The sequence below is a fragment of the Devosia sp. Root635 genome (genome assembly GCF_001427605.1).
Lineage (GTDB): Bacteria > Pseudomonadota > Alphaproteobacteria > Rhizobiales > Devosiaceae > Devosia.
On the sequence record NZ_LMGZ01000009.1, the window covers coordinates 39,273 to 53,639 of the forward strand.

At 63.8% G+C, this 14,367-nt stretch carries 14 protein-coding genes; 8 read left to right on the top strand and 6 right to left on the bottom strand.

The genetic code is table 11. The features are described from left to right. Positions 1–197 precede the first annotated feature (197 nt). The 4 genes from ASD80_RS05810 to greA all read right to left on the bottom strand — a co-directional run bounded on the left by ASD80_RS05810 (position 198) and on the right by greA (position 3,560). A complete protein-coding gene (locus ASD80_RS05810) occupies positions 198–902 on the bottom strand; it encodes an HAD family hydrolase (RefSeq protein ID WP_056230274.1) in 705 nt (234 codons plus the stop codon). Between the two features lie 147 nt (positions 903–1,049). Further along, positions 1,050–1,943, bottom strand: coding sequence for a LysR family transcriptional regulator (locus ASD80_RS05815; protein WP_056230277.1), 894 nt, complete (start codon positions 1,941–1,943; stop codon positions 1,050–1,052). Positions 1,944–1,977: 34 nt separating this feature from the next. Further along, on the bottom strand, positions 1,978–2,928 hold the full coding sequence (gene trxB, locus ASD80_RS05820; RefSeq protein WP_056230279.1) for a thioredoxin-disulfide reductase: 951 nt from the start codon (positions 2,926–2,928) through the stop codon (positions 1,978–1,980). A gap of 158 nt (positions 2,929–3,086) precedes the next feature. Further along, on the bottom strand, positions 3,087–3,560 hold the full coding sequence (gene greA / locus ASD80_RS05825) for a transcription elongation factor GreA (RefSeq protein WP_056230281.1): 474 nt from the start codon (positions 3,558–3,560) through the stop codon (positions 3,087–3,089). Between the two features lie 201 nt (positions 3,561–3,761). Here greA and ASD80_RS18700 point away from each other — a divergent pair, with 201 nt between their 5' ends. The 4 genes from ASD80_RS18700 (at position 3,762) to ASD80_RS05840 (ending at position 9,131) form a co-directional block, all read left to right on the top strand. After that, entirely contained in the window at positions 3,762–3,923 is a 162-nt protein-coding gene (locus ASD80_RS18700) for a hypothetical protein (protein WP_156460347.1), read from the top strand. A gap of 109 nt (positions 3,924–4,032) precedes the next feature. Then, on the top strand, positions 4,033–6,201 hold the full coding sequence (locus ASD80_RS05830) for an FdhF/YdeP family oxidoreductase (RefSeq protein ID WP_056230284.1): 2,169 nt from the start codon (positions 4,033–4,035) through the stop codon (positions 6,199–6,201). A gap of 149 nt (positions 6,202–6,350) precedes the next feature. Beyond that, positions 6,351–7,451, top strand: a complete 1,101-nt coding sequence (locus tag ASD80_RS05835; protein WP_056230285.1) for a methyl-accepting chemotaxis protein — start codon at positions 6,351–6,353, stop codon at positions 7,449–7,451. A gap of 90 nt (positions 7,452–7,541) precedes the next feature. Then, positions 7,542–9,131, top strand: a complete 1,590-nt coding sequence (locus ASD80_RS05840; RefSeq protein ID WP_056230288.1) for a tetratricopeptide repeat-containing diguanylate cyclase — start codon at positions 7,542–7,544, stop codon at positions 9,129–9,131. A gap of 4 nt (positions 9,132–9,135) precedes the next feature. On the opposite strand, the gene ASD80_RS05845 is transcribed toward ASD80_RS05840, so the two are convergent. Beyond that, on the bottom strand, positions 9,136–10,029 hold the full coding sequence (locus ASD80_RS05845; protein ID WP_056230376.1) for a TolB family protein: 894 nt from the start codon (positions 10,027–10,029) through the stop codon (positions 9,136–9,138). 155 nt (positions 10,030–10,184) lie between these two features. On the opposite strand from ASD80_RS05845, the gene ettA reads away from it, so the two are divergent. The 4 genes from ettA (at position 10,185) to ASD80_RS05865 (ending at position 13,670) form a co-directional block, all read left to right on the top strand. Beyond that, positions 10,185–11,840: an energy-dependent translational throttle protein EttA gene (gene ettA, locus ASD80_RS05850; protein WP_056230289.1), complete on the top strand. Its 1,656-nt coding sequence runs from the start codon at positions 10,185–10,187 to the stop codon at positions 11,838–11,840. Next, complete coding sequence (locus ASD80_RS05855) at positions 11,840–12,337, top strand: hypothetical protein (RefSeq protein WP_056230292.1); 498 nt, start codon at positions 11,840–11,842, stop codon at positions 12,335–12,337. The genes ettA and ASD80_RS05855 overlap by 1 nt, the downstream gene beginning before the upstream one ends. Before the next feature lie 107 nt (positions 12,338–12,444). After that, positions 12,445–12,786 carry a hypothetical protein gene (locus ASD80_RS05860; protein WP_156460349.1) on the top strand — a complete coding sequence of 114 codons (342 nt, stop codon included), beginning with the start codon at positions 12,445–12,447 and terminating at the stop codon, positions 12,784–12,786. Positions 12,787–12,833: 47 nt separating this feature from the next. Continuing rightward, complete coding sequence (locus tag ASD80_RS05865) at positions 12,834–13,670, top strand: alpha/beta fold hydrolase (protein WP_056230296.1); 837 nt, start codon at positions 12,834–12,836, stop codon at positions 13,668–13,670. A 189-nt stretch (positions 13,671–13,859) separates the two neighbouring features. Here ASD80_RS05865 and ASD80_RS05870 read toward each other — a convergent pair whose 3' ends face one another. Continuing rightward, positions 13,860–14,306, bottom strand: coding sequence for a host attachment protein (locus ASD80_RS05870; protein ID WP_056230299.1), 447 nt, complete (start codon positions 14,304–14,306; stop codon positions 13,860–13,862). Between the last annotated feature and the right edge of the window lie 61 nt (positions 14,307–14,367).

Below are 14,367 nucleotides of genomic sequence, written 5' to 3' on the forward strand. Positions count from 1 at the left end.
ATGTGGCCCCGCTCGAGGGGAGAGCGGAGCCACAAAGTTGCAGGAACGAATTCCCGCAAGGAGGGAACGCAGCAGGGCGCAAGGGAGGAGGAGAAGCACCCGCTGTGCTGCAGGGCATATAGGCCGCGGGCTTCTGCCCAACAATCGGGCAGGTGACATGGAAGCCATGCGCGGCGTGCATGCGGTTTGGAACGTGCCTATTCCGCGCGCTCCAGGCTGGCTATGGCGTCGGCGAGCTCGCCGAGATGGGCGATCTTGCGATAGCGCGGCTCGCCCACAGGTTCGTCGGCATGTTCGTAGGACCAGGTCAGGTCGTGGGGGACATAGACGGCGAAGCTGCCCGCCGCGAGGGCCGGCAGGATGTCGGAGCGCAGGGAGTTGCCGACCATGACGGTGTGGTCGGGCCCATCGGTATGGCGCTCGAAGACGCGGGCATAGGTGGCGGCGTTCTTGTCGGCGACGATTTCAATAGCGGCGAAATAGCCGGCGAGCCCCGAGGCGGCGACCTTGCGCTCCTGGTCGAAGACATCGCCCTTGGTGACGAGGATCAGCCGGTGGGTCTGCTGCAACTGGTCGAGGGCCTGGTCGACATGGGGCAGGGTTTCGATGGGATAGCTCAGCAGCTCGCGGCCGGCGGCGAGCATTTCGGCGATGACCGTGCCGGGGACGCGGTGGTCCGTGACGTCGAGGGCGGTTTCCACCATGGAGAGGGCAAAGCCCTTCATGCCGAAGCCGTAGAAGGCAAGGTTTTTGGTGACCGAGGCGATGAGGCGATCGTTGAGGTCGGGCGCGTCGGTATAGTCCTTGAGCAGATCGGCGAAGCGCTGTTCGGTCAAGCGGAAGAACTGCTCGTTCTGCCAGAGGGTATCGTCGGCATCGAGGGCGATGGTGGTGATGGGCATGGGGGCCTCGGTGGCACGCCCTCGTGGTTCGAGGCGCCAAGTGGCGCACCTCACCATGAGGGCTACTCTTGATCCGGTGTTCCAGCAGCCCTCATGGTGAGGTGCGAGCCCTTCGCGAGCCTCGAACCACGAGGGCGTGGCGCGATGTCAGAAGCTCCATTCCCGCGCCTTGGCGACGAGGAAGTCGCGGAAAACGCCGACGCGCTTGGAGTTCTTGAGGGCGGGGGGATAGACGAAGAAGCCCTCATAGGCCGGCAGCTCGATCTCGGGCAGCACCTGGACCAGGCCGTCTTCCTTTTCGGTGACGTAGTCGGGCAGCATGGCGATGCCGATGCCGGCGCGGCAGGCCTGCAGCATGCCATAGATGGCGTTGACCTTGAGCGCGGCGCGGCGCGGGCTGGAATCGCTGCGGCCCATGCGTTCGAGATAGTTGATGTCGCCGAGATAGGACGGCACCGGCTCGCCGAAGCTGATGATGCGGTGGTCATCGAGCTGTTCGGCGCTGGAGGGCATGCCGAACTCGTCGATATAGCCGGTCGACGCATAGAAGTGGTTGTGCACGGTGAACAGCTTGCGCTGGATCATCTCGGACTGGTTGGGCCGGTGCAGGCGAATGGCCACGTCGGCCTCGCGCATGGCCAGGTCCAGCTCGGCGTCGTTGAGGCGGATTTCGAGCTGGATCAGCGGATAGAGCTTCAAAAATTCGTCGAGCCGCGAGGATAGCCAGGTCGAGCCGATGCCGACCGTGGTGGTGACGATGAGCGGGCCGGTGGGGACGTCCTGGCTCTCGGACATCTGGGTTTCCACCTGCTGGAGTTCCCAATGCATGCGATGGGCGGTGCGGAAGAGCTGTTCGCCCACTTCGGTCAGCACCAGGCCGCGGGCATGGCGGATGAAGAGCTTGAGGCCCAGGTCGTCCTCAAGCGCTGAAATCTGCCTGGACACGGCCGACTGGCTCATGCCGAGCTTTTCGGCGGCATGCGTGAAACTGCCCGACTCGGCGGCGGTGTGGAAAATCCGGAGTTTGTCCCAGTCGAGCATTTCCAGGTGACGCCTTTGGTTGGGTGTCTGTGTGCTACTCCGCCGCTTCGGCGAGTTCGTGTTCGGCGAGGTAACGTTCGGCTTCGAGCGCGGCCATGCAACCCATGCCGGCGGCGGTGATCGCCTGGCGGTAAACGTCGTCTGTCACATCGCCGGCAGCAAAGACGCCGGCAATGTTGGTTTCGGTGGTGCCGGGCTTCACCTGCAGGTAGCCGCCCGGTTTCATGTCGAGCTTGCCGGCGAAAATGGAGGTGGAGGGCGCGTGGCCGATGGCGATGAAGATGCCGTCGATCGGCTGCTCATAGGTGCGGTTGCTGGCGATGTCGCGCAGGGTCACCGTATTGACCGAAGGCGGCATGGGCGAGCCGCCAACCTCGACGATCTCGGTATTCCAGCGCACTTCGATCTTGGGATTGCGGAACAGGCGGTCCTGCAGGATGCGCTCGGCGCGGAACTCGTCGCGGCGATGCACCAGAATCACCTTGGAGGCGAAATTGGTGAGAAACAGGGCTTCCTCGACCGCGGTATTGCCGCCGCCGACCACCAGCACTTCCTTGTTGCGATAGAAGAAGCCATCGCAGGTGGCGCAGGCGGAGACGCCAAAGCCCTGGAATTTCTGCTCGCTGGGCAGGCCCAGCCACTTGGCCTGGGCGCCGGTGGCGATGATGACGCTGTCGGCGGTGTAGACGGTGCCGCTGTCGCTGGTCAGCACAAAGGGGCGCCGGTCGAAATCGACGTTGACGATGATGTCGTTGACGATGCGCGTGCCGACATGCTCGGCCTGGGCCTTCATCTGGTCCATGAGCCAGGGGCCCTGGACGACGTCGGCAAAGCCGGGGTAATTCTCGACATCGGTGGTGATGGTCAACTGCCCACCGGGCTGCAGGCCCTGAATCATCACGGGCTCCAGCATGGCACGCGCCGCATAGATGGCGGCGGTGTAACCGGCCGGACCGGAACCGATGATGATGACTTTCGCGTGCATCGCGACGCTCTCCGACAAATGCGAATACTCCCTCGGCCCCTAAGGTAGAGGGCGAAGGAGTATTCTTTCAAGGCAAACCATTCCAATGGCAGCCACGCGCCTGTGGAACAGACGGAAATGTCACACCCCAGGCCAGGCGAATGCCTAACCTTTGGGCATCAGACATACTTGATCTTGATGATTTCGTAGCTGCGGGCCCCGCCGGGAGCGGCGACCTCGAACGAATCGCCTTCGGACTTGCCGATCATGGCGCGGGCGATGGGCGAGGAAATCGAGATGCGGCCGGCCGAGGCATCGGCTTCGGGATCGCCGACGACCTGGTAGGTCTTTTCTTCCTCGGTGTCCTCGTCGAGATAGGTGACGGTGGCGCCGAACTTGACCGAGGTGCCGCTGAGCTTACTGACATCGATGATGTCGGCCAGCGCCAGGATGGTCTCGAGTTCCTTGATGCGGCCCTCGTTGAGGCTCTGCTGTTCCTTGGCCGCCGAATATTCGGCGTTTTCGGACAGGTCCCCATGGGCACGCGCTTCGGCGATGGCGTCGATGATGCGACGGCGTTCGCTCGCAGTACGATGCTCAAACTCGGCGGTCAGGGCCTTGTGGCCGCCCACCGTCATCGGGATCTTGTCCATTCGTCGCCTCCATTCGGCAAGCTAATAGGCTTCTCCCCAGCCAAAATCCGTTCGGCGTGCGCTTCACGATTAGTTTTGAGGGGAGATAAGCTCAAATTGCCCGCCCGCCGCGTTGCGGTCAAGCGGGTGTCGGCATGAACATGGTCATGTCCACATACGCATTCAAGTTTCTGGACCCGGCCGCAATGAAAGGCCCTCGAAATGTACCGCTTCGCCGTCACGTCCGCAGCGATTCGGACGCTTGCCTCCCCGCCGGCCCTCGGCCAGGCCGTCGAAGCCAGCGCCGGCAACCTGACGGCCACCGTGATTGCCGAGGGGCTGGATCATTCCTGGGCGCCCGGCTTCCTGCCGGAAGGACGCTAGGCGCGCCGGGCCGGATGGGGGTACATTTCCGAGCGAGCGGAACGCAGATCGCTTGCGTCGGCGGTGCAATCCGTCAACTATGTATACACAATTTAGCCGGAGCCGTGCCATGGCCGATACAAGCCGCATTGTTGGGGGTGGGCCCAAGAAGGTTCTGTATACACTAGCCACCATTACCCATATGGGCGTGGGCAAGGCCGGCAAGGCGTTGACGGCCAAGAATGCCTGCAAGGCCTGTGCCTATGGCATGGGCGGGCAGCGCGGCGGTATGACCAATGAGCTGGGCGAGTTCCCTTCGGTCTGCAACAAGAGCGTGCAGGCGCAATCGACCGATATCCAACCGGCCATTCCATACGCGATTTTCGAGCATGAACTGGAAGACCTGCAAGAACTGAACGGGCGGGAGATGGAGCATCTGGGCCGGCTGGACACGCCCTTGTTCAAGGCGGCCGGATCGGATCATTTCCAGCCGGTCGACTGGGATTTCGCTCTCGAGCATGCCGCGGCCCGGCTCGGGACCACCGATCCGAAGCGGAGCTTTTTCTATTCCTCGGGACGCTCGTCCAACGAGGCGGGTTTCCTGTTCCAACTGGTGGCGCGGGCCTATGGCACCAACAACGTCAACAACTGCTCGTATTACTGCCACCAGGCGACCAGCGAGGGGCTGGCGACCACTATCGGCAAGGGCACGGCCAGCGTCGAGCTGGAGGATTTGACCGGGGCCGACATGATCTTCGTGATCGGCGCCAACCCGTCGTCCAACCATCCGCGCTTCATCCACATGCTGAAGAACTGCCGCGAGCGGGGCGGGGAGGTGATCGTCATCAATCCGGCCAAGGAGCCGGGGCTGGTGAAGTTCGCAGTGCCCAAATCGCCGAGTTCGATGCTCAAGGGCGGCAGCGAGATTGCCTCGGACTATGTGCAGCCGCGCATCGGTTCGGACATCGCGCTGATGAAGGGCATTGCCAAGGCGGTGCTGGAGCTGGGCCTGGAGGCGAAAGCTTTCCTGGCCGACCATACGAGTGGCTTTGCCGCCTTCCGGGCCGATCTCGATGCGCTGGGCTGGGACGAGATCACGGACGCCTGCGGCATCGGGCGGGAGGAGATTACCCATGTCGCCCGGCGCTACGGGCAGGCCGAGCGGGTGGTGTTCGCCTGGGGCATGGGCATGACGCACCACATTCACGGCGTCGCCAATGTGGAGGCCATCGCCAACCTGGCCATGCTGCGCGGCATGGTGGGCAAGCGCTATGCCGGCCTGTTGCCGCTGCGCGGGCATTCCAACGTGCAGGGCATCGGCACGATTGGGGTGAAGCCGGTGCTGGCCAAGGCGGTGCTGGCGAAGATGGAGGCCGAATTCGGGGTGAAATTCCCCGAGGAGAAGGGTTTTGACACCATGGCCTGCCTCAAGGCGGCCGAGGCCGGCGACATCGACAGCGCGGTCATCATGGGGGGCAATTTGTGGGGCGCCACGCCGGATCGGGCTTTTGCCAGCCGGGCGATGGGGGCCATCGGGTTCAAGCTGTTCCTCACCACCACGCTCAATATGGGTCATGTGCACGGGCTGGGCGACGGCGAGGTGATGATCCTGCCGGTGACGGCGCGCGACGAAGAATGGGAGCCGACGACGCAGGAATCGATGTTCAACTATGTCCGGCTTTCCGACGGCGGCATTCACCGGCTGGACAATGTGCGGCCCGAAAGCTGGATACTGGGCGAGTTGGGGCAACGGCTGCTGCCGAATTCACCCATAAATTTCAAGGCCTTCAGCGCACATAACAAGGTGCGCGACGCCATCGCCGCCATCGTGCCGGGCATGGAGCAACTGGCCGATATCGGCGTGGCCAAGCAGGAATTTCACATCAAACACCGGGTCATGCACACGCCCGAATTCGGCACGGTGGACGGCAAGGCGCATTTCGTGGTGACACCGCTGCCGAAACTGCAGCGTGACAGACTGACGCTGGCGACGATGCGCAGCGAGGGGCAGTTCAACACCATCATCTACGAGGAAAAGGACAGCTATCGCGGCGGCGCCGGGCGGCATGCGGTGTTCCTCAATGGCGAGGACATGGCGGCATTCGGCCTCAGCGAGGGGCAGGCGGTGACGCTGGCATCGGATACCGGGCGGATGAGCGCCATCGCCACAATGTTCGACCTGCCGCGGGGCAGCGCCATGGCCTATTATCCCGAGGCCAATGTGCTTGTCGGCACCGAGGTCGATCCGCGCAGCAAGACGCCCGCGTTCAAATCCGTGCCGGTGTGGATCGAGATATAGAAGAAGACAAATTTACCGGCTGGTTACCATATCCATTCATGATCCGGCCGCTAATACTGTCGAACCAAGTGGCTGTCCTTTGCCGTAAAATATTGCCTGCGCGCAAGCGACAATCGTCTGGCCGACCCAAGGTGCATTGGGACGCAAAGATGAATTCGAACGACAATGCGGCCGTAGCCGCATCGCCGCGCGCCATGCGTGTGGTGATGGACGGCATCGGGACCGAGCTGCAATCCTATTCGAGCAGCAACCTGCAGATCGTCAAGCAGACCAAGCTGCTGGCCATCAACGCCATCATCGAAGCCGCGCGGGCCGGGGACGCCGGCAAGGGCTTTGCCGTGGTGGCCGACGAAGTGCAGCGGCTGGCCGACCGGGCGGCCGATATCGCCACCCGCTTCCAGGATGTCCTGGTGGGCCGGATTTCGCTCAGCCGGGCCATGAGCGAGACGCTGGTCGACGAGATGGAGGGTGCGCGCCTGATCGACCTGGCGCAATCGCTGGTGCAACTGATCGTGCGCAACCTCTATGAGCGAACCGCGGATGTGCGCTGGTGGGCCACCGATACAGCGTTCTGGCAGGCGCTGGAGCCCGACGCCGGTGCCGATGCGGTGGGTTTTGCGGCCAACCGGCTGGCCACGATCAACAGGTTTTACAGCGTCTATTGCGACCTGGTGCTGACCGATGCGCAGGGCCGCGTGGTGGCCAGCGCCAATGCCGACCATGCCCGCAATATCGTGGGGGCCGATTTTTCGCGCGAGGCCTGGTTCCGTGCGGCGCGCAGCACCAGCTCGGGCGATGCCTATGCGGTGGGCGAGGTGGCGGAGAGCCCGCATCATGGCGGGCGCGAGGCGTTGGTCTATAGTACGGCAGTGCGCAGCAATGGCCGCGCCAATGGCCAGGTGCTGGGCACGCTGGGCGTCTATTTCGACTGGCAGGAACAGGGTCGTTCCATCGTCGAGACCGAGGCGGCCCTGCCGCCCAAGATCGCCGAGCGCACCGAGGTCATGCTGCTCGATGGCCGGGGCAGGGTGATCGCCTCGACGCGGCCGGAAAGCCGCTTCACCGCCTTCGACCTGCGCCATGAAGATCGCCAGCGCGGGAGCTATTATGACGGAAGGGGCAATATCGTCGCCTTCGCCCGCACGCTGGGCTACCAGGAATATGACGGGCTGGGCTGGTGGGGCGTCATCCTGCAGCGCACCGAACAGGACGAGTCGATCCGCCAGGCATTGGGAATGGCCGGGCGCTGAGCCATCGGTGGCCTTGCAACGGCTGCCTTTTCGGTTTGTTTACGCGAAAAGCCGATCCTGAGGCGATCGATCGCAAGCTCAGGCGCTGCCGTGCCCAAACCGTCTGTCCCCGACCTGACCGATGCCCTGACCCGGACCTGGGATATGGGGCGTTCCGGCCGCTCGGCCGAGGCGCTGCAGGAGGTGCGCGCGCTGCTCGAAGTGGCCCGCGAGGCGGAAGACGATACCAGCATTGCGCAATGCCTGACGCAGATCGGCTGGTTCTGCCTGCAACTGGGCCATGCCGAGCAGGGCATCGACTGCGCCATTGCCGCCAAGGCGCTGTGGGCGCAGCTCGGCGATACTGCGCGCGAGGCGCATGCGAGCGCCATCTATGCCTGGCTGCTGGTCGAACTCGGCCTCGTTGACGAAGGCTTTGCCGAGGCCAGTACGGCGGTGAGCCTGGCCGAACTGGCCGACATCCCGTCCATCCTGGCCTTTGCCGTCAATGCTAAGGCCGTGACGCTGATGTACTGCCGGCAGGACCAGTTGGTGGGGCCACTACTGGAGCGAAGCCTGGCGCTGGTGCGCGATACGGGTGACCCGTGGGCGGAGTCGCTCTACCTCTGCAACCTGGCGTTTTCGCAGGTGTCGATTGCCGAGGCGGCCGAGAACGAGGGCAAGGTGGATGAGGGGCGGCAGTGGCGCGAGCGGGCGCTGGCCACCAATGACCAGGCCATCGCCGTTGCCGAGGCCTGTGGCTGCAAGTGGTCGCTGCGCACGGCATTGTGCAACGGCGCCGAATATTATGCCTTGCTTCACCGCGAGGACGTGGCGGGCGCCTATCTCCAGCGCTGGGACGCGCTGACCGGCGAGGTCGGCTTGCGCGAAAATATCCACTATCTCTATACGCGCGGCGAACTGCTGACGCGCACCGGGCGGCTCGCGGAGGCCCTGGAATTCTGCGAGCGCGCGGTGGCGCTGGCCGAGGCGAGTTCGCATGCCGACCACAAGGCCAATACTATCCGCCGGCTCTCCGAAGTGCAGGAAGCGCTGGGCAATACGGCCGAAGCGCTGGCGCTCTACAAGCGGTTCCATATCGCCTATCAGCGCCAGATGGGCGAGATGATCCGCCGTCGCGCGCAACTGGTGGAAATGCAGCTCGAAACCAGCAAGCTGCGCGTGCAGGCGGCGGCGCTGGAGGAGCAGGCGGGGCACGATGCGCTGACGGGCCTGCCCAACCGGCGCAGTTTCGACGCGGCGTTCAAGCAGTTGCAGGGCAGCCGCTTCTGTCTCGCCATTGCCGATCTCGACCACTTCAAGGCCATCAACGACCAGTATTCGCACCTGGTGGGCGACGCGGTGCTGCAGCGCGTGGCCGGCGTGCTCAGCGGGCTTGGCCAGCATATGCGGGCCTTCCGGCTCGGGGGCGAGGAATTCGCGCTGCTATTCGCCGGGCTCGACATCCAGGCGGCGTCGGCTGTGGCGGAGGCGGTGCGCGGCGAACTCGAACGCGCCGACCTGACCGATCTGGCGCCGAGGCTGCGGCTGACCGCGAGCATCGGCGTGGCCGCCTCCAGGGGCGGTCCGCTGACGGAGCTGATGACGGTGGCCGACCGCAGGCTCTATCGGGCCAAGGCATCGGGTCGCAACCGGGTGATCAGTACGGACCTGGTCGAAGAGGTCAGCCTGACCGCTTGACTGCCTAGCCCCGCGGATAGGCCACGTAGGCCAGCCGCCGGCTGTCGGGCGCCCAGGAATTGACATTGATGGTGCCCTGGCCGCCGAAGAAGCTGGCCAGTACGCGCGGATTTTCGCCTTCGGGCGACATGAGGCGCAACAGTACATGCTTGTCGGCGGGATGGCCGAGCGTGCCCGGCGGAAAGCTGAGAAAGGCCACCAGCCGGCCATCGGGCGATAGATGAGGGAACCAGTTCACCTGGCTGTCGAAGGTGAGCTGTTCGAGGTCGCTGCCGTCGACGGCGTTCATGCGGAATATCTGCGCATGGCCGGGCCGGCTCGCGGCCAGTTCGGAGTTGAAGTAAATCCAGCGGCCATCGGGAGAATATTCCGGGCCGTCATTGGGCATGGAGAGGTCGGTGAGCCTGGTGTCCGGGCCGCCGGCCGACGGGATGGTGAAGATATTGGCCTGCCGTTCGTCACCGCGCTGCTCCACCGCGACATAGGTCAGCGTGGCGCCATCGGGCGAGATGCCATGCAGGTAATAGTGGAACGGTGTGTCGTGGGTGTTGGAAACGCGGCGCGGCGTGCCGCCGGCAAAGGGCAGTGCATAGAGATGGCCGTCGTCGGAACTGACATAGATGGTGCTCCCGTCAGGCGACAGGACATGGTCATTGTTGAGATTGGCGAGAGCGCCGGTATCGATGGGCCCCGGCGTGCCTCCGCTCGGGGCGATGCGATAGAGCCGCCCGCCGGCGTTGAACACCAGCCACTGCCCATCGGCGGACCAGTTGGGCGCCTCGATGACCTCGGTGGCGGTGAAAATCACCTCGGCCTTGCCGTCAGTGGCGATGACGGTCAGCTCGGAACGCTGTCCTGATGCCAGCGAGCGGCCGCGGCGGGGGAAAATATGGGTCATGACGGGCACCGGAGGACGGAGGAGGCGCGCCGAGCCTAGCATGCGGGGAAAAGCGATTTCCAGACGCCGCACCGGCATGCCGCAGTTGCCTGATAGCCCCGGTTCCCCTACATAGGCGGCCAATCACCGAAAACCCCGAAGAGGTCAGCAAGCCTATGGCTCGCCAGTTCATCTACCACATGCACGGAATGTCCAAAGCCTATGCCGGCGGCAAGAAGGTGCTGGATAATATCCATCTCAGCTTCTACCCCGATGCCAAGATCGGCGTGCTGGGCCCCAATGGCTCGGGCAAGTCGACTCTGCTCAAGATCATGGCCGGCATCGATACCGAATTCCAGGGCGAAGCCTGGGCCGACAAGGGCGCCAAGGTGGGGTATCTGGCGCAGGAGCCGGAGCTCGACCCGGCGCTGAACGTGCTCGGCAACGTCATGACCGGGGTCAAGGAAAAGAAGGCCATCGTCGATCGCTACAACGAGCTGATGATGGACTATTCGGACGAGACCGCCGACGAAGCCACCGCGCTGCAGGACAAGATCGACGCCGAGAATCTGTGGGACCTGGAGTCGCAGGTGGAAGTGGCCATGGAGGCTTTGGGCTGCCCGCCCGGCGATGCCGATGTCACTAAGCTGTCGGGTGGCGAGCGCCGCCGCGTGGCTTTGTGTGCGCTGCTGCTGAGCAAGCCCGACCTGCTGCTGCTGGACGAGCCGACCAACCATCTCGACGCCGAAACCACGGCATGGCTCGAACGCCACCTGCGCGAATTCGAAGGCGCGGTGCTGATCATCACCCATGACCGCTATTTCCTCGACAATGTCACCGGCTGGATTCTCGAGCTCGACCGGGGTCGCGGCGTTGCCTATGAGGGCAATTATTCGGCCTATCTCGGCGCCAAGGCCAAGCGCTTCGCGCAGGAAAAGAGCGAGGATGCGGCCCGCGCCAAGGTGCTGGAACGCGAACGCGAATGGATGGGCCAGAGCCCGCAGGCGCGCCAGTCCAAATCCAAGGCCCGCATCAAGGCCTATGACGATCTGGTCAAGCTCAACGAAGCGCGGACCATGTCGGGCACCGCGCAGATCATCATCCCGGCCGGCGAGCGGCTGGGCCACAATGTCATCGACATCGACGGGCTCAGCAAATCGTTCGGCGAGCGCCTCTTGATCGACAACCTGACCTTCAAGCTGCCGCCGGGCGGCATTGTCGGCATTATCGGGCCGAACGGCGCCGGCAAGACCACGCTGTTCAAGATGCTGACGGGCCAGGAAAAGCCCGATGCCGGCACGGTGACCGTGGCCGAGAATGTGCATCTGGGCTATGTCGACCAGAGCCGCGACAGCCTCAACCCCAACAAGACCGTGTGGGAAGAAATCTCGGAAGGCGACGAAGTGCTGATGCTGGGCAAGCGCGAGGTGAATTCGCGCGCCTATACGTCCTCGTTCAACTTCAAGGGCGGCGACCAGCAGCAGAAGGTGGGCAATCTCTCGGGCGGGCAGCGCAACCGCGTCCACCTGGCCAAGATGCTCAAGAGTGGCGCCAATGTGCTGCTGCTCGACGAACCGACCAACGACCTCGACACCGAAACCCTCGCGGCGCTCGAAGAAGCGCTGGAGGAATTCGCCGGCTGCGCCGTGATCATCAGCCACGACCGCATGTTCCTCGACCGGCTGGCAACGCATATGCTGGCGTTTGAGGGGGATAGTCACGTCGAATGGTTCGAGGGGAATTTCGCGGATTACGAGCAGGACAAGATCAGGCGGCTGGGCGCGGATGCGGTGAACCCGAAGCGGGCGACGTATAAGCCGCTGACAAGGTAGTGGCAGATCTTGCAACATTGAGAACTGCCGAGCTCCTGCAGTTGCACGCGGAAATTGCGGGTGAGCTGCGAGGTCGGCAGATTCTCAGAAGTGCGAACAATCCTACCGGCGACTATGCCGAACACCTATTCGCCAAGGCGATGGATTGGGCACTTGTTTCCAATTCGAATGCCGCATTCGACGCAATAGACGCGTTGGGTCAGCGATATCAGATCAAGTGCAGAAGAACGACGCGGACCAGCAGTAGATCACGTCAACTCGGAGCGCTACGTCGACTGCCAGAAAAAGGCTTCGACTATTTGGCGGTTCTTCTGCTGAAGGAAAACTACGAAGTCGAGAGGGCGATGATCATGCCTCACGCTGTGATCGAACCCATCACGCGTTTCTCCCCACACGTGAATGGTTGGATATTGCGCTTGCAGGAAGATCACTGGGCTATCGACGGTGTGTTGGACGTTACTGAGCGCCTCCGAGTGGTCGCACAGGAATTGTTGTAGCCATCAACTCATTTGCCTTATGTGGCAAAACCGCGCGACACCCCGGCAATCCCGCGCTAAAGGTAGCGTCACGGCGATACGTTGGCTGATTGCTCTGGGGGCAAGACTTGAAACGGATGATTTGGGCGGCCGCGGTCGTGGCCGCTGCTGTTGGTGCGATGGTGACGCTGGCGGCGGCGGCGCCGGGGCAGTGTATGGTGACCGGCTACGATACGTTCGATTGCGACGTGGCGCTGGATGGCGGCGGGCTGACTTTTGCGCTTCCTGACGGCAAGACCTTTGCCTTCACGCTGACCGAGGGCGGCACTGGTTCGGCCTTTCTGATCGAGGCCGATGCGCGGCCTGGGCAGATGCCCGAGGAACTGCGCGACTTCCGCGCTGTTGACGGCAGGCCGGGCTGCTGGGCGCGCGGCGAAGATTTCGAATTCTGCGTGTTGGTCGAGCAATAAGAGCGGCGCCCGTCGGAGAGCGACGCCACCGAGACGGAGAATTGCACGTGATTGGCGAGGCGTTTTCGGTCGCTGTCGGCGGGGCCGTGCTGGCGGGCCGGCAGCTCGGCGAAGGCCTGCCGGTGGTGTTCCTCCATGCCGGGGTCTGCGACAAGCGCATGTGGCAGAGCCAGATGCGGATGGTCGCCGAGGAGGGGTGGCACGCCATCGCTTATGACCGGCGCGGCTATGGCGAGTCCGAGAGCCCGGACGAAGCATTCAGCCATGTCGATGACCTCGAGGCGGTGCTCGCTTCGTTCGATATTCATGCGGCGGTGTTTGTCGGCTGCTCGATGGGCGGGGGGCTGGCGCTGGATTTCGCGCTGCGCCATCCGGGGCGGGTGATCGGGCTGGTGCTGATCGGCACCTCGGTTACCGGGGCGCCGTGGAGCGCGACACAGGCCGAGCAGATGATCGAGGCCGCCGAGGAGGATGCGTGGGAGCGTGGCGACCGCGACATGCTCAACCTTGTGCAGGCGCATGAATGGCTCGACGGGCCACGGGCACAGAGTGGCCGGGTTGGAGGGGCCGTGCGTGAGCTGTTTCTCGACATGAACGCCATCGCGCTGTGCAAGCCGGAGCTGACGCAGGAGGAGCGTCCGCCCGCCGCCTGGCCGCGTGTCAGTGAGGTTGGTGCGCCGGCCTTGCTGCTGGTGGGCGACGAGGACTTCACCGCTATCATCGACCGGCATGAGCACCTGTCGGAAGAAATGCCGAATGCTTTTGCCGCGGTGCTGGAGGGGGTGGCGCATATTCCCAGCATCGAGCGGCCGGAGCTGGTCAATTCCATGCTGTTGGAATTTCTCGACGCCACCGAGGGTGGCGATGATGAGGATGACGAATAGGGAGGGAAGATGGATCACCCGGACAGGCCGGGTGATGACGATGGGGCAGCCTTGATGGCAACAGGCCCCATCGAGGCAGGCGGGTTCCCCTTCACAAACTGATTCAAGACATTGAGAAGCCGATTCAACGCATTGGAAGGTTGAATCGGCTTCTGTGTTCAGTGCTTTGGAATTGCTACATATTTCCCGTCAGGTCGCGAGGATGCCGTCCAGGTGCTGGTCGAGTTGCGCCGTGGGGGTGTTGGTCAGGTCCTTGCTCAGTTCGGCCACGACGGTTTTCTTCACCGCGGGGGTGATGGCCTTGCGGATGTCGCCCAGGGCGATGGGGGCGGCGGCGATGACGAGGCGGTCGAAGGCGCCCTGCTGCTGCTTGCGGTCGAGCGTGGCGGCGACCGACTTCACGAATTCGGTTTCGCGGTGTTCCACCGGGTCGGTGCGGGGTTCCATGCCGCCGCCGAAACTGCCGCCGCCGCTCCGGCTGCCGGGGCGGTCGGTCACGATCTCCTGCGCCGAGAGCGGATCGATGGCCCAATCAAGCCCTTCCACCTGCTTGAGCCCTTTGCCCGGACCGGTGTTTTCGAGGATGCGCGCCTGTGCGCCATCGGCGATCAAAACCCAGGTGACGGTCTTTTTCATGTGTGAGCTCCTGCTGGTCTGGTCGTGGGGCGCCGGACGCGACGCTGCTCAATCAACGCCC

Bases quoted from the DNA above. Each gene is read 5' to 3' on its own strand.
- ASD80_RS05830 (WP_056230284.1), top strand. From the start codon at position 4,033: ATGGCCGATACAAGCCGCATTGTTGGGGGTGGGCCCAAGAAGGTTCTG.
- trxB (WP_056230279.1), bottom strand. From the start codon at position 2,928: ATGCACGCGAAAGTCATCATCATCGGTTCCGGTCCGGCCGGTTACACC.
- ASD80_RS05870 (WP_056230299.1), bottom strand. From the start codon at position 14,306: ATGAAAAAGACCGTCACCTGGGTTTTGATCGCCGATGGCGCACAGGCG.
- ASD80_RS05810 (WP_056230274.1), bottom strand. From the start codon at position 902: ATGCCCATCACCACCATCGCCCTCGATGCCGACGATACCCTCTGGCAG.
- ettA (WP_056230289.1), top strand. From the start codon at position 10,185: ATGGCTCGCCAGTTCATCTACCACATGCACGGAATGTCCAAAGCCTAT.
- ASD80_RS05815 (WP_056230277.1), bottom strand. From the start codon at position 1,943: ATGCTCGACTGGGACAAACTCCGGATTTTCCACACCGCCGCCGAGTCG.
- greA (WP_056230281.1), bottom strand. From the start codon at position 3,560: ATGGACAAGATCCCGATGACGGTGGGCGGCCACAAGGCCCTGACCGCC.
- ASD80_RS05845 (WP_056230376.1), bottom strand. From the start codon at position 10,029: ATGACCCATATTTTCCCCCGCCGCGGCCGCTCGCTGGCATCAGGACAG.
- ASD80_RS05835 (WP_056230285.1), top strand. From the start codon at position 6,351: ATGAATTCGAACGACAATGCGGCCGTAGCCGCATCGCCGCGCGCCATG.
- ASD80_RS18700 (WP_156460347.1), top strand. From the start codon at position 3,762: ATGTACCGCTTCGCCGTCACGTCCGCAGCGATTCGGACGCTTGCCTCC.